We start from the raw sequence: 20,181 nt of genomic DNA on the forward strand, positions 1-20,181 counted from the left end.
ATTCCGATTATGCCGCGCTTGGCGGCAGATTCACACTCCCCGCAGTTTCCATATCTAGAGCAAGCGCAATATGCCAAAAGATTTGTTGAATTTTTTACAATACCTCTATATCTATATTATAGAATAAGCGGAGTCTTGCTTTGAACCGTACATCCCACCTTATGATTGGCATTTTGCTTTTAGTTCTGATGCTTTTGGGCGGCACCTTCGGATACATGTTGATAGAAGGCTGGCCACTCATCGACTCCCTTTACATGACAGTAATCACCCTGGCCACCGTGGGATACGGCGAAGTTCAAGAGGTTTCTATACCGGGACGGATCTTCACAATGGTCCTGATTTTTCTGGGAGTGGGTTTTGTCTTCTATTTTGCGGGCAGCATGATTCAGTTCATGATGGAGGGTCGTATCAGGGAGATTATGGGGAGGCGAAAATTGGGAAAAGATATTCGAGCACAAAAGGATCACTACATTGTTTGCGGCTACGGTCGTGTTGGAAGAAGTATCTGCGATGAGCTTGTTACTTCAAAACATATTGGCGTCATTGTTATAGAGCGAGACCTTGCTAGAATTGCAAAACTCGAGGATCGTAAGATACTCCATGTGCCTGGTGAGGCGACTGATGAAGAGAATCTCATCAAGGCGGGAGTCGAAAGGGCACGGGGACTGGTGGCCGCACTGAAAACTGACAGCGACAATGTTTATGTTATCCTGGCTGCCAGACAGCTCAATCCGGATCTTTTCATCATAGCGCGGGCCGGGGAGAGAAAATCAGAAAAGACGTTGATCGCGGGCGGCGCCGACAAAGTGGTCTCCCCCTATGTCATGGGCGGCCACCGAATTGCCCAAATGATAGCCCGCCCAACAGTCACCGACTTCCTGGAACTCACCCTGATGGACAAGAGTCGCGACATTCAGATGGAAGAGATACCGGTACACCCCTCGTCAAAATTGATCAACGTGGCTTTGCAAGACTCAGGGATCCGCACGGACTTCAATCTGATCATTGTGGCCATCGGGAAGCCTGGAGGGGAGATGTTATTTAACCCCTCCTCTGAGAGCAAACTCCAGGGCGGCGACACAGTAGTGGCAATTGGGGAGAAAAAGAATCTGGAAGGCCTTGAGCACGTATTGAATTCGAGGTAACTCAGGGCGGCGCGGTGGCCGTAAACGCGCGGGGCATGAAGGCTTTTGCTTCCAGGCGATATCAATCCGCCTGCGGCGGACCAATGATGCCTGGCCACTGCGAAGACTTGCACCAATAACAAAGATATCGCCTTGCAGAAAAAGTCTTCATGCCGCAGGTTATTAAGAACTTACAATCCGCCGGGTCAAATTTTGTAGATCATGCGCTTTTCGGTAATAATGATGTCGATATACCGGTCGTGTGGCTCCATGGGAATTTGGGGTACGATCTGACATTCAAAGGCGAGTGCCACTTTTCGAGTCGTCACATCAAGGGTCGGAATGAATTTGTCGTAGAGCCCCGTACCGTGGCCAATGCGGCCTCCGCGTTCATCAAAGGCAATGCCCGGGATGATCGCAAGGTCGATATGCTCAACAGGGATCGGCTTGCACCGTTTCGGAACGGGTTCCCGGATTTTTCGATAACCGGGCCGAAGATCCAGATCAAGGTCGTCAATTCTGAACGGGACGATCTTTTTTTCTTTCTTGTCAACCCGAGGCAGGGCAACGAGCTTTTCGTACTCCCATGCCTTGCGGATCATGGCCTCGGTGACCACTTCGCTAGTGGAGTTCATGAAGAAGAGAACGGTTTTAGCTTCAAGAAAATTGGCAAAATCAAAGAGATGTTCCATGATTGCCTTACTTTTTTCATGACGCTTTTCTTCTGATAGGGCATCGCGTTGTGCGAGGGTATTACGCCTAATTTCAGACTTCTTTTCCTTTAAATCCTGCATGAGATGACTCCGCAATTTGCTTACAAATTTAACAAACGTCTGCGGCAGGTATGCGTCTGCGCTGTGAATGTGATTTATTATATAAATTTTTAAAATAGCAAAAAATGGCAAGAAAGTCAAGTAATGATAATTATTGACTAACTAATACCTGCATGTTAGAAGTTGCGATCCCCGAAAAGGTAATGGATCATGCTCGAAATCAAATTTGTTCGACAGAACCTGGAGTTGGTTCAGGAATCGTTGCGCAAGCGGGGACAAGCTTACAGCCTTGGCGGTTTTCTTGATTGTGATTCAAAACGCAGGGCCATCCTGCTTGAGGTTGAGGAGCTTAAGCGTCAGCGCAACAGAGCCTCTGAACGTATTGGACGAATAAAAAGGGATGGCCAAGATCCCTCGGACCTGATGGTCGAAATGAAGGCCGTCTCACAGAAGATAAAGGGGCTGGACGAAGAACTTTCGCAACACGAACAGACCTTGCGCTCTGTCCTGATGGGTCTTCCCAACCTTGCCCATGCCTCCGTCCCCGTGGGCAAAGACAGCGAAGACAACCCAATCGTGAGGAAAGTAGGCGAGATCCCTTCATTTGGCTTTGAACCACTCCCGCACTGGGAACTTGGAGAAAATCTCGGGATTCTCGATTTTGAGCGTGCAGCCAAGATCACGGGGGCACGTTTTGCGTTGTATATAGGTCAGGGGGCAAGGCTTGAGCGAGCCTTGATCAACTTCATGCTGGATATCCAGACCAAGGAACACGGGTATCTGGAAGTGCTTCCGCCCTTCATGACCAACAGCATCAGCGCCACTGCCACAGGGCAGTTGCCTAAGTTTGAAGAGGATCTGTTCAAATTGGAGGGCTGGGATTATTACCTGGTGCCTACTGCAGAGGTTCCTGTCACAAACATACATCAGGGCGAAATCCTTGATGAGAGAGAACTCCCCAAGCTATACACTGCCTATACACCCTGTTTTCGGTCCGAGGCCGGATCGTATGGCAAGGATACAAGGGGACTCATACGACAGCACCAGTTCAATAAGGTGGAGCTCGTAAAATTTACCACGCCGGAGACCTCCTATGAAGAACTGGAAAGGCTTCTGCAAGACGCTGAGACTATCCTTAAGCGACTTGAGATCCCTTATCAGGTAGTTGAGCTGTGCACAGGTGATCTGGGGTTTTCTGCTGCCAAAACCTATGACATTGAGGCATGGGTTCCCGGACAACAGAAATATCGTGAGATATCATCGTGCAGCAATTTCGAAGACTTCCAGGCCAGACGAGGCAAGATCCGCTTCAGGAGAAAAGGGAAGAAAGGCACAGAACTGGTCCATACTCTGAACGGATCAGGGCTTGCCGTTGGCCGCACGGTTGTCGCCATACTGGAGAACTGCCAGCAGGAAGACGGCTCTGTCATTATTCCCGAAGCCCTCAGGCCCTATATGGATGGAGTGGAGAGGATTAGTAATTAGTTATTGGTCATTGTCATTGATTATTGGTCATTGGGTGGGCGTTTACAGGTTCAGAGTTCACCGTTCAGAGTTACCTTCCTTTGGTTAACTAAGATTGGTCGAAGTATTGGCTTGAAGTTATCCAAGAAAACGTATGGTGGCATTTTATCTCATTTCCATGGATCGCTATTATGAAAATACAAAACTTTCCTGAACATATTCAGCAATACCTAATCCCTAAGTCAAGCGGCCGCGTTGTTTATCGATGTCTGGGGTGTGAAGGAGAATACGACATCACTCAACTCCTCTACACGTGCCCTGCGTGCGGCAGCGTGCTTCTCCTTGCAGACCTTAGCTTTGACCGGTTAAAGAAGATCCCAACGGACATGTGGCATCAGATTTTTGACTATCGGAGGATGCTAAATGTCCCGTCCGTGCAGGGGATCTATCGTTACCATGAGTTCATCGGTCCTGTAATCCCCCTTGACGCGGTCATCTACCTGGGTGAGGGGCATACGCCCATGGTTGAGGCCAATTCATATTTGCAGAACCTGGTGGGTGTACGGTTTTGTTTTAAGAATGATGGCCAGAACCCCAGCGCCTCATTCAAGGATAGGGGCATGGCCAGCGCCTTGAGTTATATCAACTTTTTGGTACAGTCCGGAAGGCTTTCCGACATCCTGGCTATATGCGCCTCCACAGGGGACACGTCGGCCTCTGCGGCCCTTTACGGGGCCTATCTTCAGCCCGAAGTCAAATCCGCTGTCCTTCTTCCCCATAAGAAGGTGACGCCGCAGCAGCTGGCACAACCCCTTGGAAGTGGCGCCACGGTCTTTGAAATCCCAGGCGTTTTTGATGATTGTATGAAGGTGGTGGAAGCCCTTTCTGAACAATATAACGTGGCCCTGCTGAACTCGAAAAACGCATGGCGCATATGGGGTCAGGAATCGTTTTCCTATGAAATTTCACAGGGCTTTGACTATGATATGAACCACAAGGTAATTGTGCTCCCAATTGGAAATGCCGGGAACATAACCGCCGTCATGAGTGGTTTCTTGAAGTTTTTTGAAGTCGGGATCATTGACTCCCTGCCAAAGATCATTGGAGTACAATCGACCCATGCCAATCCCGTGTACAGGTATTATTTGGAGCCGGACCCGGAAAAGCGCGAGTTTGTTCCGGTCAAGGTTCGTCCCAGTGTTGCTCAGGCAGCCATGATCGGAAATCCCGTGTCCATGCCACGTGTGATCCAACTGGTCAAAACCTACAATGAAAGGGCGGGAAGCCAGGCCATATTCTTTGCGGAAGTGGAAGAACAGGCAATCATAGACTGGGAGCTAACGGCCAACCGCAACGGACATATTGCCTGCACTCAGGGTGGTGAATCGTTGGCCGGGCTTGTTGAAGCGAGACAGCGTGGAATTGTGAGCAAAGATGATACTGTGGTGCTCGATGCCACGGCCCATGCCCTGAAGTTTGCCGGTTTTCAAGAGATGTATTTTGAAAACCGATTTCCCCCGGAATTTGAGATTATTCCTAAGGCGTCCCTGCAAAACGCCCCTCGGTTGGTTCAACCCAAAGACCTTGAGAAGGTCCCCACTGCCGAAAAACCCCTTGAAGGTGAGGACTTTGAACGTTTTGTCCAACAAACTGCCAAAGCCGTTGCGCAAGAGCTGGGATTAAGGCATCGGACCAAAATGCGGTGATCATCACAGTGAGGTTGTTCCCATGACACAGGCTATCTCTTCGAAAAAACAGGCAAAGGGATTCACGACTATCGAGATCGTTGTCGTTGCCGCCGTGGTTGGCGTCGTGGCTGCCATTGCGATTCCCAACATGATTGGTCAGATGGCAAGATACCGCTTGAAAGGGGCAGCACGTCAGGTAATGGGCGATTTGATGTGGGCAAGGATGCAGGCTGTGAGCCAGAAAAACGAATTCAAGGTTTTCTTCATCAACGATCATGAATATAAGATATTAGACGATGATGACAATGACGGCAAGGCCGATGGCGGTGAGTGGACTGAGATAAAGGATATCCGGCGTGAATATCACGATGTGAGTATCAGCTTTACGACTAATCCTATTTTTTTCCCGAGGGGCAGCGCATCCACAGGCACTATTACGCTGATAAATGACAGCGGTTCCAAGAAGGTGAAGATTCATCTTACTGGCCGAGTAAAGATGGCTTAAGCGAACACCAGAGCGGCGCAGCCGCGCTACATGAATGGAATTCCGGAGCGATTCCGTATGAGTCTATCGATGAAAAACCTGCATAACAATAACGGCTTTACTTTCTTAGAGATCTTGATCGCCATGCTTGTTCTGTGCATTGGGTTCGCGGCTATGGCGGGTGTTACGGCAGGTGTAATGCGTGGCAATTCATTCAGCCAGAGGCTGACCACGGCGGCAACGCTGGCTCAGGAGCGGATGGAGGAGGTCAGGAGGGTAGGTTATTCCGGTACGTCCTCCGCTGATACAACCACCATGGAGGATTACAACTCAATTGCGCATTATCCATTGTTCAAAAGGGTTGTAACCACGGATACAACGAATTCCGCCGACGGCATGAAAACGGTGACAGTCACGGTGTATTGGGGTTCTGACGCCCATTCAGTGTCTTTGAAAACGATTGTTGCGGAGTGAAGATGAAGGACTGTCATGTTGAAAATGGAGAGCGCGGCTTTACATTCACAGAATTACTGATTGCAATGGCAATAGGCTGCGTTCTTCTGGGCGCGGTAATCGGCACTTTCATTCTGCAGGGCAAATCGTATGACGCCCAGGAACAAATAACTGAGATGGTGCAGACTACAAGGGCTGCAATGGACATGATAAGTCGTGAGGTCAGGATGGCAGGATATGATCCGACAGGCGCAGGTTTCGATGGTATTCCGCATGATGCCTCACGACTTCAGATAGTAGCTGACCTGAGGGGAGCAAAGACGAGCGACCCGGCCGATGGAGACACTGACGACCCAAATGAGAATATCATGTATTCATATGACTCCAAGAGCTTTCAGATCGACAGGAATACAGGGGGAGGGGGCCAACCATTTGCAGAGAATATTGAAACGTTTACATTTGATTATTTGGATGGAGATGGCAATTTAACCACCACAACGGCTAATATCCGGCAAATAAGGGTTACAATCACAGCCAGGACTGCCAAGCCCGATCCTGGTTATTCTGCCAATGGTGGTTACAGGACATACACGTTGACTTCCTTGATAACCCCAATGAATCTTGTATGTCGGTAGGAGGAGCAGCGCCTGAATTTTCGGAGCTGTGAGGTTAAGAGACTAATGAAAATCAATCACGAAAACACGGAAGTACGTGATGTCTTCAAGGCGCAGCCGCAAAGCACGAAATAAGATATGAGAATCAAAATGAAAACACCATTGTTTAGGGATATTGCAAAGCTTTTGGGATGTGAAAAAGGCATGGTCCTTCCCACGGCGCTTGTGTTTTTGGGTGTTTTGGCCATGTTGGGGACAACAGCCGTTGTTACAACCACAACCGAGATGAGAATCGGGGCCAACTACAAGGTCAGTGAACAGGCATTTTACAGCGCTCAGGCGGGATGCGAGGAGGCAAGGGCCAGATTAAGAGGGAACGCGGCAAACCCGGTCAGCGATGGCAACCCCACTCAAACACAGTGGGAGGCATATATCGGGAGCTCTTCAAAGGCCAAGGAGAAAGGCTATGATTCCACCACCAGCATGCATACCCGATATAACAGTCTCGCATCAGATGTAGGCTACACAGTACAGATAAGACACCAGACAAATAGCGCCGGCAATGTTTTGTACTGGGGTGATGCCGACGGTGACGGAATCGACGAACGAAACACAACTAGCGGTGAGAACATATATGTGGTTACGAGTTATGGTGCGGCCGGCGGCTCGAACAAGACCGTAGAGATAGAAGTGACCAAAATTCCGAGTATTACTGTTCCGTCCGCCCTTTATGTGAAGGGTACAACCATCATTCAGGGCAGCAGTACCTATGTAATCGGGACTGACGGGTGCGGCGGCTCCTCTGACAAGGCCGGAATCGTTACCACGGAAAATCCGGGGTCTGTCACCTTCGTCGGCGGTCCTCATGTCACGGGTGTCGGAGGCGGTGCGCCCGACATCGTATACAACGGCACGGATATGGATATTCAGTCCATTGTGAATTCCTTTAAAGGATCCGCGGACTTTTCTTATACCGTAAACAGCGCCACTCATATTGCAACGAGCCTCCCTGGTCCCGGGGATGGGTGGGGAAACCCCACACCCGGCGCAACATTACAGGACCCGTCTTCGTGCACTTGCAGCAATGTTGTCCATTACGATACCGGCGGGACCTATGTGCAGCTTAGCGGCGGCGTTTCAGGCTGCGGCATTCTTCTCATTGAGGGGGATTTGGACATTAACGGCGATTTCTCGTGGTATGGTCCTGTTATTGTGACCGGGTCCGTAGTATTTTCCGGAGGCGGAAACAGGAATATCACAGGCGCCTTAATCGTTGGCGGGTCGGCCGTTGTGGATGTTTCGGGAGGCAGTGCCAACATTGTCTATTGCAGCAAAACGATAGATAATCATACCAGCAATCGACCCTTGCGTCTCTTAAGTTGGAAAGAGGATATGTAAAATGTAAAAATTGTGGGATTCAGGAATTTAGTCCGTTAGTCGTGAACTTCGTGTTTTTTCTGGCAGAAGTTAAATTCGTGCTTCGTATTTCCGGTTTAGGATTTGCTGGATTCCTCAATCCCTTGATGACTTAATCCATCCACCAGTCCGGTAGCACGCCTTTGTTCATTTCCTTCAATTGATTAATAAGATCAGATATTTTTTTCGACAGCCGTGCCATATCCCCCATTGCTTTCTTTTTCGCTTCTGAGTCCCTGTTCCCCGATGCCTGCCGAAATTCTTCTAAGGCTTTGTCCAGTTCGGCCACAAGCCGGAGTTTTTCCCCTTTGTAATATTTGCGGCTCGGTATTGCATTTACGCGCTTTTCCCCTGCACATGGTTCCTTTCCAGGCTCATCCTGTATGAGGGACATGTCCGGGGCTTTGGGGGACAAGAGAGCCCATCTGCTGTCTATTTGAGTTTCCAATATAATATCTGATTCTCTTATCTTTCTGACAGAATCCTTTGGAATTCCAACAGCGCCACCGTGAGAATAAAACCTTATCTGACCGCTCTCTTCTTGATACTGGTCAGTGACAAATTCATTCCCATTTGTCAACTGGATCAGATAAGAGGGGCTGCAAATAGAAGGATAGGCGAATAAGGCAATCACAAGCGCAGTCAAAGAAACCCTTTTCATGAAGTCCTCCGTAGCGAAGTCAGGGTGCTTTTGCTTTTTGGCTTGTACTTCCAAATGGACGCAAAGTCAATATTGACGGTTTTGTAATACAGGTTACAGATTTTGCGGGCCACCTCTTATGCGCGCACCGATTGCATGTGTTTTAACCTGCCGAAATTATAGTAGAAGGCCAGGGATGTTCGATATGGCTTGATTTTTGCCTGCTAAGAAGTTCGCCAATTCTATTTTGGGGGTGTTTGCATGTCCACGGCATCATTGAGAAAGGAGGATAAAAATGAGAAAAGTATTGGTAGCGACAGCGATTGTTTTTGCATTCTCACTTGTTACGGCGGCTCACAGTTGGGCCCAAAAAAACGTAGTTTGTGGATGCGTTAGCAAATTTTCCGGAAGGGCGCGTATTGTGAAGCATCCACGCAAATGCAGATGGTGGGAAACCCGTTTCAGAGTTGATATGCAAGCGTTACAGGGTACGGCTGGAGAGCAAGGCCCTGCTGGACCTCCGGGACCGGTTGGACCGCAAGGCCCTCAGGGTGAAGTGGGTACGGCTGGAGAGCAAGGCCCCCAGGGACCTCCGGGTGAACCGGGCAACCTGTATCTTTCTGGTCAAATGTGTCCCGAGGGCGCTTTTGTGACGGGCTTTGATGCTGATGGCAGCATCGTCTGCTCCGAGGTCAGCGCCGGCGTCGGTGAGGACTGCCCAGACAACCTTGGCCCAGGAGCCGACCTGCATAACTGTGACTTGAGCGGTGCCGACTTGAGCGGCTTCGACCTCAGTGGCGCCGACTTGAGCGGCGCCAACCTGAGCGGCGCCAACCTGGGCGGCGCCAACCTGAGCGGCGCCAACCTGAGCGGCGCCGACTTGAGCGGTGCGGCCCTGTGGTGGGCCGACCTGAGCGGCGCTGACTTGTCCAATGCGAACCTGAGCGGCGTGGCTTGGCAATTGACCACGTGCCCGGACTTGACAAACAGCGACGAACACGGTGGCACCTGCGATGGAGCCTTAACAACGCCTTAGACCGGCCCTGAGGGCGGCGCAGCTCCGAAGACGCTGCGCCCGTCCTCCTTCCTATGACCCTCCATGAACCCTGCTGTACCCTAAAAGAATTTAATAGCTATGAAGTTTGTTAATATGTGAGTCAGTGGTGTGGCTGACTTCCGGGGGTATGAATATTCCTAATGTTTTCATCAGATTCTCCCCTAACGGCGCTTATATTGGAAATTGTGGCATGAAGATTGCTGAGTTGTCTGGCATCATGAGCTTGCATCTTACATCACGACTTATCAAGGCAAAGGGCGGTTTCACCCTTGTGGAACTGATGATCGTTATTGCCATCATTGTTATCGGATCGGCTATCGCTATTCCGGCTTACAACATAACGATCAAGCCGACGGCCGAACTGAACGGGGCCGCACGGCAACTTTACTCTGATATCCAACTGATACGCTTGCGTGCTGTAAGCGAAAACCGTAGATACGGAATCGACTTCGATTCCACGTCTGATGACTACATCGTCTTTGAAGACGCGAATGGTGATTTTGAATACGATGCCGGTGAGACTATCTTGAAGCGTGTACAATTTTCTGCTGGATTAGGCTATGGCCGTGTCAGTTTCGACGCAAATTACGGTAGTGGAGATGGGGTTACGTTTACAGGAACTGGAGTGGCTAATTCTTTTTCTTTTTCAACTCGCGCTTTGCCCTCGCCAAACGGGATCGTTTATTTGAAAAACAACAAAAACCCACCGGAAGGACGAATGGTGAACGTCAACAGTATGGGTGGGGTGCGTATTCAGAAGTATAACCCGTGAATTGGAGCTACCACAACATGAATCTATCTAAAGACAGCAAGGGCTTCAGCATTCTCGAAGTGCTCATCGCCATCTGCTTGCTTTCCATAGGCATTATGGGATTGGCCACGTTGCAGTCTCGGGGCATACGGGGAAATGACCTGGGAAACCGCACAAGCCAAGCCCTTGCCCTAGCCCAAGATCAACTGGAGCAATTGATCAATTCTGGTAGCGGTACTAATTATCCTTTGACGCCAACCGCGAGTACTCCTGACCCGTACAATCCCATTGATGAGACAGGCAGTGGGGGCGGCATCTTTACAAGAGTCTGGCAGATTCAAGACAACACTCCTGTGAACGGCTCTCAAACCATAACTGTGACTGTGACTTGGAACGATATTATTGGACAACACCGCGTGAACGTCGATGGTGTCATATCCAGTGACGGCTACTAATAGGGGACCCTAAGATGATACCTTTATGTTTGCACAAGACGGATCGTGGGTTCACTCTGATAGAGCTCCTCGTAGCCCTGGTCCTTGGCCTGGTAGTGCTTGCGGCAGTCCTTAATATCTTTGTGAGCCAGAACCGGACCAATGCCGTTCAGCAAGAAGTCGCCTATGCCCAGCAAAATGTCAGGGCAGCCATGGATATTATTGCACGAGAGATAAGAGGGGCCGGCTATGATCCTCAAAACAATGGTTTTGATGTTATACAGACAGCTACGTCAAATACGATCCGGGTGCTTTCCAACCTGAGCGGAGACGACGAAGCTGGAAATCCGAATGACGCAAACGAGGATGTTACATACACGATAGACAATACGAACCGGCGGATAACCAGGATGGGAAACCCTATGATTGAAGAGGTTGTTCCCAACAGCCTGCTGTTTACCTATTTCAAGGCTGATGGCACGTCTTTTGTTCCCGCCAACCAGACGGATCGCAATGATATCCGGGTCGTTGCCATACAATTTCAGGTGCACACACAAAACGAGGATCCCGGCTTTGCCGGTGGGTATGACTTGTATTCTTCAACTACGGGCACCTGCCGGACCAGAACCCTTGCGACCAGGGTTCGAATTCGCAACATGGGCTTTCAGGATTTAGAATAGGAGAAAAAATTGAACCTAAATAATGAAAAAGGGGCAGTCCTGGTTGTTAGTCTCATTATTATGGGCCTGTTGATGGTGATCGGCACATCCATTACCATGACATCATCTATTGAGCTAAACGTTGCCCGGAATGAAAAGGTGGCAAAAACGGCCTTCTACCGGGCCGAAAACGGTCGAATTATGGCCTCCAAAGCCATCCTATCTGCTGACGCCGGAACGACCTGGACTGACGGCGCCAGTTTTGAGGGCAACGCCGATATTACGATGGCAGATGGGAGTTTTTTCACTGAAGGATTTGATGTGAGCAACACGGTGGATAATGTGTCGTCAAACCCGGACATGCAGTTGTCAGGTAACCTTGGGGCAGATCTGGATATTGATAAGATACAAGTAGGACCTATGCCAGGCGCTTCGGCAGAGTTTGGAGCAGGATATGAAGGCGTGGGGCACGAGGGCATGGTCCAGGCTATTTATCGAATAGACAGCATTGGACGAGAGCCAAGCGGTTCTGAGGCCAGGGTGCAGCTTCAATACAGATTGCTGCCTTATTGAGTAGAAAAGGAGACAGATTATGTTTAAAAAATTTATATATATCATGTCCATGCTTTTGTTTGCAATGTATTTTGCCGCAAGCATTCCCTCCATGGTAGTGACTAATACTGCCAGGGCAGCGACCAATAGCGAGTTTGCAGCGCAGCCCCCGTTTCTTCCGGGAAATGTTCCGCCCCTTGTGATGCTTGCCATGTCCAAGGACCACAAGCTTTTCTACAAGGCCTACACAGATTACTCCGACTTGGACGGCGACGACTCACTGGATACGAGCTATGAACACTCTATCGATTATTACGGATATTTTGATTGCTACAAATGCTACAAATATCTGAGTAATCGATTTGAACCTGTGAGAGTTTCAGATGGTAATGACAAGATTTGCGATGAAGTAAACGAGTGGAGCGGAAACTTCCTCAACTGGTCTACCATGGCCAGGATTGACACTTTGAGAAAGGTCTTGTACGGAGGATACCGCTCCACAGATGACAATACGGAAACTGTACTGGAAAGGACGTTTATCCCGCAAGATGCTCACAGCTGGGTGAAGATATATACACCCGGCGCTGGTGACCCCTCGATCAGCGATCTGACCCCCTTCAGTGAAACCACCATCTCCATTTGTAACACGACCAAAGACAGTTATGGCAATGCGCCTTTGATGCGAGTGGCAAACGGCAACCAGAGTGGTGAGGCCGGTTGGCCGAGGTGGTCTTCCAACGAGAGGTGGCAGTGTGCATGTGATGGGGAAGGTAAAAGCGGCACCAATAGCCTGAGGCCCCATCAGACCAATGACTTGCTTGGGGATTACAATGTAAGGGTCCAGGTCTGTGTTTCCGGTCTTATCGGTTCAGAAAAATGCAAGACATATCCAAACGGAAACATCAAGCCCTACGGGTTGTTGCAGACCTATGGTGAAGCAGACAAGATGTATTTCGGCCTTATGACAGGTTCTTATACCAAGAACAAGTCAGGCGGTGTGTTAAGAAAAAACACCAGTTCCTTTACCGACGAGATTACGGCAGATACCGGTATTTTTACTGGGTCTGCCGGCATCATAGATACCTTGAACAAGATAGAGATCGTTAGATACAACTATGGTGATGGCACTTATAACAGTACGGACAGTTGCAACTGGGGGTTGTCAAGTTTCAGCGACGGCCAGTGCACGAACTGGGGAAACCCCATCGGAGAGATATATTATGAGGCCCTTAGGTATTTCTCAGGCAAAACCAGCGCCACGTCTGCGTTTTCGACTGATGACAGCAGCATTATTTCCGGTCTTTCTCCGGTGACCTGGAGCGATCCATACGGTTATCCCTATCCCTATTGTTCCAAGCCTTTTGTCATGGTGATAAGTGATGTGAACCCCAGTTTTGACTCCAACCAGATCCCTGGGAGTTACTTTAACAGCTTTACCGGCGACCTTTCATTAGACGTAGAGACGGAGACCGATACCATTGGGTCAAACGAGAGTCTAAGTGGTGACTATTTCATAGGCCAGAGCGGGGCAACGAGCGATGACACCTGCACGGCGAAGACCGTGTCCTCCAATCTGGGCGATTGCAGGGGGCTGTGTCCGGAAGAGCCGGGAAGGCAAGGAAGCTACTATCTGGCTGGTTTGAGTTACTGGGGAAAAACGAACGACCTGAGAACGGACCTGACAGACTACAACTTTGAACAATCGGTGAGCACATACTCGATCGCCTTGAGTTCTCCACTGCCTGAGATCGAGCTGTCTGTGAGCGGCAACACCGTAAAAGTGATGCCTGCATGTTACAACAACGACACGGGTCGGAACTGCGCCCTGGTACACTTTCAGGTCCTGACCCAGACTGCCACGTCCGGGAGCTTTTATGTAAACTGGGAAGACTCGGAGCAGGGCGGTGACTATGACATGGATGCTGACTGCATCGTGTATTACGAGATAAGCGGCAACCAGGTGACCTTTAAGGTTGAAACAACAAATTCCTCAACAGGCTATGACCTGGATCTTGGCTACGTAGTGAGTGGAACGACTGATGACGGCGTTCATTATATTGGCAGCAACGACGGGCATTGGTTTTCGAACCGAACCTGCAGCGACTCGGAAACTTGTAATGATGGGGACGGTGTCGGACGCTACGAGAGCGCTTGCACCCAAGACTATTGGTGCGGTCAAAAGACCCACACTGCAGGCACTGCCGCTGCCTCTCATCTAAAAAACCCTCTGTGGTACGCGGCCAAATGGGGCGGGTTTGACGATAAGAATGATAATGACCTCCCGGATCAAACTGCCGAGTGGGATGAAGACGGCGATAACACGCCTGATACGTATTTCTATGTGACCAACCCCTTAGAGCTTGAGGAGCAGCTCGGAGAGGCCTTTGCCAGGATCTTGGAACGAATGTCTTCAGGTACGGCCGCTGCGGTGGTGGCCGACTCACAGTCCGGCGTCGGGGCCTTGTATCAGGCCATATTCTTCCCTCAACTTACCGATGCAAACGGCAAGGAGGTCTCCTGGATTGGTGATGTGAAAGCCTTGTGGCTCGATGAATACGGCAATATCCGTGAAGACACGGACAGCAATGCTGTAATGAGCCTGACTTCAGACAGGATCATTACGTTCTATTTTGACGAAAGCAATTCCCGGACCCGTGTTAAGAGATATACCGATACAGATGGCAATGGTGAAGCTGATTCAGGATCAGAAGCGATTGTGGAGGTGGATGACATTAGCCCTATTTGGTCGGCCGGAAAATCATTGGCCCAAAGAGATTTGAGCTCCAGTCCCCGTGACATCAAGACCTGGGTTGATGATCTAAGTAGCGGCACCGTGGGTTCGGTCGACAGCGGCGAGGTCGTATCGTTTAACGCGAGCAACGCAAGTGACTTGCGACCTTATCTGGCAGTTGAAACAAGCGGCACCACGGAGACGACCAAGCTGATCAATTACATCTGCGGCGAAGAGCAGACAGGATATCGGAGCCGCACCATTGCTGTGGATGGCACGGACAGGGTTTGGAGGCTTGGAGATATTGTCTATTCCACGCCCACGGTCGTGGGCGCGCCCAAGGAACGATATGAGGTCATTTACGGCGATACCAGCTATGCCAGCTTCAAGAGCGCACACAAGGACAGGCGGCAGGTTGTCTACGCTGGCGCCAATGACGGAATGCTCCACGCTTTTAACGCCGGATTTTACAATGAATCGACATACACATTCTCAGACGGGACGGGTTATACCCTCGGGCAGGAGCTGTGGGCCTACATTCCGTACAATCTTTTACCTCACGTTCAATGGCTGGCCTTGGAAGATTACAGCCATGTCTTTTATGTAGATCTCAAACCGAAAGTAATTGACGCAAAGATTTTTACGCCAGATTCAACAACACATATTGGTGGCTGGGGTACTGTTTTGGTGGGCGGTATGCGTTTAGGAGGAGGGACTTTCGAGCTGAGTGAGTCAGAGGTCAACTATGACTGGGACGGCGACTCAACGATAGAGGCGGGTGTGAAAAAGACCTTCCGGTCTGCCTATTTTGCCTTTGACATCACAGACCCGCTGAATCCGGAGCTGCTGTGGGAGTTCACAGATGCCGATCTTGGGTTTACAACTTCTTATCCAGCCATAGTTGGTGTGGATGGAAGTGCGTGGTTGCTGGCCTTTGGCAACGGACCGACAGACTACAACGGAACCAGCAGTAATACAGGAAGAACCTATGTGGTTAAGCTCAGTACCGCTGAGCAGAGGAACAATTCTCCCATTACTACCGGCGGGAACACTACATTCATGGGAGATCCAACCTCCGTGGATACCGATATTTCTACCTCACAATGCAGCGGGGGGACCTGTTCATACTCACCTGACATCTTTTACATAGGAAATTCGGCAGGCCAGTTGTACCGAATAACAGGCACGGGCCTTTCGTGGGCAGGGACCCCGTCGCTTTTCCTGGATTTGGGCGGGGGCACAAAGCCGATTACTTCAGGCCCTGCAGTTGCCCAAGACGACAATGATCGGCTGTGGGTCTATTTCGGTACAGGCAAACTGCTCACCGACAGCGATCAGTTGAACACAGCTACCCAGGCATTGGTAGGCGTGAAAGAGCCAACAGATTTTAGCAGCCCCAGACCAAATTTCACATATGCCACGGTTTCTAATCTTTTGGACACCACTGATTATACTGTCTTTGAAGGGGGTTCTGTGGATACGGACGACGATCTGTCGAACGGAACGGAGACGACATTTATTGGCCTTGAGAATGAGATCGAACAAGGTTCGGGCGATTCAGATTATGACGGATGGATTATCGATCTCACAGGAGGAGAGCGGTGCATTACGAAACCTACGGTTCTCGGCGGTCTAGCTACTTTTTCTTCCTATCTGCCCGATGTTGCCGATATATGCAGGCATGAAGGGGAAAGCTATTTGAATGCCATATATTATAAGACAGGAACTGCCAGTTGGGAAAGTGTTATCGGCACGGATGACAGCACGACCATAACTGAAGGTGGGGAAACCAAGGCGAAAGTAAAGAGACGAATATCCCTGGGCTATGGTGTGGCATCCTCCCCAAGCCTTCACATTGGCACAACAGAAGGCGCCAAGGTCATCATTCAAACCAGTACAGGAGAGATCGTTGAGATAAGGGAGGAAAACCTCCCTGCGGCATACAAGAGCAGGCCTCTTAACTGGGTTCAAGTGGGGAACTAGCTTGCATCAGAAAATGGGCAAAAGCTTCTTTTGTTCTGAGACAGGACTAGGGTGAAGAGGCGGAAAATTGGGGATTGATTCATATAGAAAGGCGAGATGTTTTGCCAATGGAAAGGAGAATGTCATGATGTTCACGAGGTTTCTTCGCCTTTTTGGGGTATGTTTAGTTGTTGTGACTTTTTGCGTTGAATGGGCGAGCGCTCAAGATGTGTCGTACGGTCAAGTTGCACGGCAAGACTTGAAAAACGCTTATGCCATTGCTCAGACTTACTTCACCGATGATCCTGGCGGTGCACTCGAGATGGCAGATCTCTATGGCTATGGATTTCGGAGGACTGACAGTGAAACAATCAAGATTGTGAATGGTCGCAGGGATCATTTAGTAATAACTGGCGGCAAATACATAGTAGATAAAGATGGCCGGATAAGTATTCGAGGTGTGAAAGGACAAAAAGTAATAGGTTCAAAGTCTGGGAGGTGATAGCTGTTTTTGGCCCGGCGCCAACGGGAGGTTGTCTTGTCTAAGGGGGCCTCTTTCTTGCGCATTTAAAACTGTTGGTTTCGCCAAGAGTCTCAACTACGCCGATGGCGTGGTCATTTTGAACCAAGCGAGAGATCCTTCCGACGTAGCATGCTGAAAATATAAAATTTCTCCCTGCCAATAGCGGGATCGAAATTCTGCCGCGGACGGAACCGAACCCGACTTTTTGCGAGATCGTCAAACTCGTGATTCGAAATCAGGAAAAATCTCACCTTCCAGCCCACTCCTTTTTTCTTCCCTTACACGATTTCTTGTGTTAAAAAGTGTCACAGACAAGGTGCTTAGAAGAATAGCGTTCTTCCCACAAGTGACTTCCACTAAGACAACCCATGAAATCTTCGACCACCGGGTTCATTCTTATCATTATACTGTTTTTTTTGTCCGCCGCTCCGGCGTTGGGAGCAAAGCCGTACAAGATTTATGTTATCAACAGGTACGGGGCGTGGGATGTTGTATGCGATTCTTATACGGTTCAAAAGGATGACCACGTCTGGGATATCCTCCGTCGAAAGGGACGCATTGCAGAAGATGATTTCCCGAGGTTTGTTTCGATCCTGAAAGACCTTAACCCCCACATCAAAGATGTGAACAAGATCTATCCCGACCAGAATATTTTGGTCCCTCTAAAGCAGATACAGGCCAAGGAAGGCCACGCAGAAGCGGGGCCGCGCTATATCACTATTCCCATCATACCGGATGTGCTTTACAAAAGCCGCAAGGTGGACGCAGGCGAGTGTCTGTCCAAGATAGTGACAGCTTACCTCGGGGTGCGGTGGGATCGGCTTTCCAAGGCCTACTTCCAGACCTTCAGGCGTCTCAACCCACGTATCAAGAATTTGGATCTTATTTACCCCGGCCAGAAAATACGCATTCCCGAGTTGTCTTTTCAGGAACATCCTGCTGCAACACCTGGTTCTGGAGTTGCCAAGGAAGATCTGCCTGTTCAGATAACGGCCCGGGCTGAGGTTGAAGCGAGAACAGCACGTCCGAAATCTGCTTTTGCATTGCCTGCCGAGACGCAGCCAGTTGAAGACGAGATAATGGAGTCAGATGCCGAAGACGCATCCGTCACAGAGCCTGAGCCGCCAGCCAGCGAAGAAGAAATGGCTGCTAAGACGAAGACCGGTGACGAGGTTGCTCAGGCTGTAGCCCTGCCCCCGAAGCCTGCCGCTCCTTTGCCAGTTGAGGCAGCGCCGGCAGAGGAGAAGATTTCCAAGCTGGTTACCCATGAGCCATCTGCCCCGGAGTCCAGACCGGTTACACCCGAGGAAGACGTTCCTGATCAGCCAATTTCAGAGGAAGAGGTTCAAGCAGATGCTACGTTCCCGATCTCGAAGCCCTTGGCTCCGTCAACGGTTGAGACACCTGCGGCAGAAAAGGAAATGGCTAAGGATGAGACAGCGGCAGCTAGCGTGAATGTTTCGAGGTCTCAGGGAATTTCATCAAAAAAGGATGTCAGTTTAGTTGGTCCTGGCAAGACGACACACGTACCTGGGTGGCAGGAAGTTGTTTCCGGAATAGCAGACGAACTTGGCGGCAAGCTGTTGGCGTCTGGTAGATGTTACTTCCCGGGAAAGGACCGGAGCGATATCGCACTGGACCTTGCGGCCTTTCCGGTCATCGAACTAAAGAACGGACAGCATCTTCTGTTTGAAACGGGAGCCAGGCTTACACACGACGTAGAGGAAGCCATACGCGCTTCCTGGGAAGGGCTGTTGATTATTCACGCAGATGCCCAAGAGGCAGATGCCGTGGTGCTGGATAAGGTGTTCCGTGCCGTGTTGGGCGAAAGAGTTCAAAAGGTTCTCGACCTTCCGGCGCTGGATGATGGTGTTCTGGTCACCTTGCGAGGTGATTGGGTTTTTCCTCAAGAGGCTGAAAAGGGGATGCGAACCAAATATCATTGCATAACATTGATTGAGACTCCTGAGGAGTACTCTTCCAGTTCGGTTGTTGAATATTTTGCGGAAGAAAATATCCGGGTTATTGACATACTGACAACAGCAATCGTGGAGAACAAGCCCCCCTCTTTGCAGGATAAGAAATCGGAAGAGTCCTCCGTCTCTACCATAGATGGATCAGGCCGGGAGGCCTTTGTGTCAGGGCTTGTCAGGGCAATAGGATATTCCTATGAGCCCGGAGTCCCCTTGTCGTTTGATTATGCCGGCTTTCAGGTTCAGACAACTGCGAATCTTATATACGGGGGAGACGGTCTGGATATCGTGGTCGATTTCGGGACCTTTTACGGTGACGCAAAATCCGCCATTCAAGCAGGAGGGTTGAACGTGCTATCGATTCGGCCTGATGATGACTTGCTGACTATTGCAAAAAATGTTCTTGAGGCGCTGGGGTCTTCCTATACCGAGGCCCCGGTTTTCTTTGCCGCAAACCGAAAGCTCGCCAAGACTACTTCTCTTGCTATTCCGGGCTTTCTGATTTCACATGGGAAGGAGAAGAGATCTCTGCTGGCACGTGGGCAACTCCACCCGAACCTGCTTGATTTCTTGAGTGAACAACAGATAAGGATCTTGAAGATAAGAGAATGGCCCCGCTAGGATCGTTCCAATATCTTTTTTGCACAACCATTATCATTCAATGTTGACGGCTTCGGAAAAAGTCGAAAAACATGTCATTGCGAGCGGAGCGAAGCAATCTCTCTGCTATAACTACTTGTATTTATGAGATTGCAGAGCCTGTTCCGAGCCAAGTATTTTTGGGAAAAGGCAATCCGTTAAACAACGAGATTGCTTCGGCTTCCTTCGTCAGCCTCGCAATGACAGGCGAGGGAGTTCACTCCTCGCAATGACCGGATTCATA

The 20,181-nt window shown here is 49.9% G+C and carries 17 protein-coding genes and 1 pseudogene; 16 read left to right on the plus strand and 2 right to left on the minus strand.

Annotated features, from left to right (window positions below; translation table 11 throughout):
- Window positions 1-140 precede the first annotated feature (140 nt).
- Complete coding sequence (locus JW883_04790) at window positions 141-1,145, plus strand: potassium channel protein (protein ID MBN1841587.1); 1,005 nt, start codon at window positions 141-143, stop codon at window positions 1,143-1,145.
- 185 nt (window positions 1,146-1,330) lie between these two features.
- Here JW883_04790 and JW883_04795 read toward each other — a convergent pair whose 3' ends face one another.
- Complete coding sequence (locus JW883_04795) at window positions 1,331-1,918, minus strand: 5-formyltetrahydrofolate cyclo-ligase (protein MBN1841588.1); 588 nt, start codon at window positions 1,916-1,918, stop codon at window positions 1,331-1,333.
- Between the two features lie 189 nt (window positions 1,919-2,107).
- Between JW883_04795 and serS the strand changes: the two genes are divergently transcribed.
- From serS to JW883_04825, 6 genes are all read left to right on the plus strand, one after another.
- Window positions 2,108-3,382 (plus strand): serine--tRNA ligase, encoded by a 1,275-nt coding sequence (gene serS / locus JW883_04800; protein ID MBN1841589.1) that lies wholly within the window; start codon window positions 2,108-2,110, stop codon window positions 3,380-3,382.
- A gap of 170 nt (window positions 3,383-3,552) precedes the next feature.
- The gene (thrC, locus tag JW883_04805) at window positions 3,553-5,067 is read left to right on the plus strand and encodes a threonine synthase (GenBank protein ID MBN1841590.1); all 1,515 of its coding nucleotides are present in this window, start codon (window positions 3,553-3,555) and stop codon (window positions 5,065-5,067) included.
- Window positions 5,068-5,089: 22 nt separating this feature from the next.
- Window positions 5,090-5,554: a GspH/FimT family protein gene (locus JW883_04810; protein MBN1841591.1), complete on the plus strand. Its 465-nt coding sequence runs from the start codon at window positions 5,090-5,092 to the stop codon at window positions 5,552-5,554.
- A 69-nt stretch (window positions 5,555-5,623) separates the two neighbouring features.
- The gene (locus tag JW883_04815; protein MBN1841592.1) at window positions 5,624-6,007 is read left to right on the plus strand and encodes a prepilin-type N-terminal cleavage/methylation domain-containing protein; all 384 of its coding nucleotides are present in this window, start codon (window positions 5,624-5,626) and stop codon (window positions 6,005-6,007) included.
- Between the two features lie 2 nt (window positions 6,008-6,009).
- Window positions 6,010-6,621 (plus strand): prepilin-type N-terminal cleavage/methylation domain-containing protein, encoded by a 612-nt coding sequence (locus JW883_04820; protein MBN1841593.1) that lies wholly within the window; start codon window positions 6,010-6,012, stop codon window positions 6,619-6,621.
- 129 nt (window positions 6,622-6,750) lie between these two features.
- Window positions 6,751-7,998, plus strand: coding sequence for a pilus assembly PilX N-terminal domain-containing protein (locus JW883_04825; GenBank protein MBN1841594.1), 1,248 nt, complete (start codon window positions 6,751-6,753; stop codon window positions 7,996-7,998).
- 130 nt (window positions 7,999-8,128) lie between these two features.
- Here JW883_04825 and JW883_04830 read toward each other — a convergent pair whose 3' ends face one another.
- A complete protein-coding gene (locus JW883_04830; protein ID MBN1841595.1) occupies window positions 8,129-8,677 on the minus strand; it encodes a hypothetical protein in 549 nt (182 codons plus the stop codon).
- A gap of 274 nt (window positions 8,678-8,951) precedes the next feature.
- On the opposite strand from JW883_04830, the pseudogene JW883_04835 reads away from it, so the two are divergent.
- From JW883_04835 to JW883_04875, 9 genes and pseudogenes are all read left to right on the plus strand, one after another.
- Window positions 8,952-9,254 (plus strand): annotated as a pseudogene (locus JW883_04835) (hypothetical protein).
- 30 nt (window positions 9,255-9,284) lie between these two features.
- Window positions 9,285-9,692, plus strand: coding sequence for a pentapeptide repeat-containing protein (locus JW883_04840; GenBank protein ID MBN1841596.1), 408 nt, complete (start codon window positions 9,285-9,287; stop codon window positions 9,690-9,692).
- A 211-nt stretch (window positions 9,693-9,903) separates the two neighbouring features.
- Window positions 9,904-10,485 (plus strand): GspH/FimT family pseudopilin, encoded by a 582-nt coding sequence (locus JW883_04845; protein MBN1841597.1) that lies wholly within the window; start codon window positions 9,904-9,906, stop codon window positions 10,483-10,485.
- A gap of 17 nt (window positions 10,486-10,502) precedes the next feature.
- Window positions 10,503-10,919, plus strand: a complete 417-nt coding sequence (locus JW883_04850; GenBank protein MBN1841598.1) for a prepilin-type N-terminal cleavage/methylation domain-containing protein — start codon at window positions 10,503-10,505, stop codon at window positions 10,917-10,919.
- A 14-nt stretch (window positions 10,920-10,933) separates the two neighbouring features.
- Window positions 10,934-11,578: a prepilin-type N-terminal cleavage/methylation domain-containing protein gene (locus tag JW883_04855; GenBank protein ID MBN1841599.1), complete on the plus strand. Its 645-nt coding sequence runs from the start codon at window positions 10,934-10,936 to the stop codon at window positions 11,576-11,578.
- Window positions 11,579-11,587: 9 nt separating this feature from the next.
- A complete protein-coding gene (locus JW883_04860) occupies window positions 11,588-12,130 on the plus strand; it encodes a pilus assembly PilX N-terminal domain-containing protein (GenBank protein MBN1841600.1) in 543 nt (180 codons plus the stop codon).
- 19 nt (window positions 12,131-12,149) lie between these two features.
- Window positions 12,150-16,823, plus strand: coding sequence for a hypothetical protein (locus tag JW883_04865; protein ID MBN1841601.1), 4,674 nt, complete (start codon window positions 12,150-12,152; stop codon window positions 16,821-16,823).
- 124 nt (window positions 16,824-16,947) lie between these two features.
- Window positions 16,948-17,304 carry a hypothetical protein gene (locus tag JW883_04870; protein ID MBN1841602.1) on the plus strand — a complete coding sequence of 119 codons (357 nt, stop codon included), beginning with the start codon at window positions 16,948-16,950 and terminating at the stop codon, window positions 17,302-17,304.
- 389 nt (window positions 17,305-17,693) lie between these two features.
- Window positions 17,694-19,919: a LysM peptidoglycan-binding domain-containing protein gene (locus JW883_04875; protein ID MBN1841603.1), complete on the plus strand. Its 2,226-nt coding sequence runs from the start codon at window positions 17,694-17,696 to the stop codon at window positions 19,917-19,919.
- The last annotated feature ends 262 nt before the right edge of the window (window positions 19,920-20,181 follow it).

This window comes from Deltaproteobacteria bacterium (genome assembly GCA_016930875.1).
Classification (GTDB): Bacteria; Desulfobacterota; Desulfobacteria; order Desulfobacterales.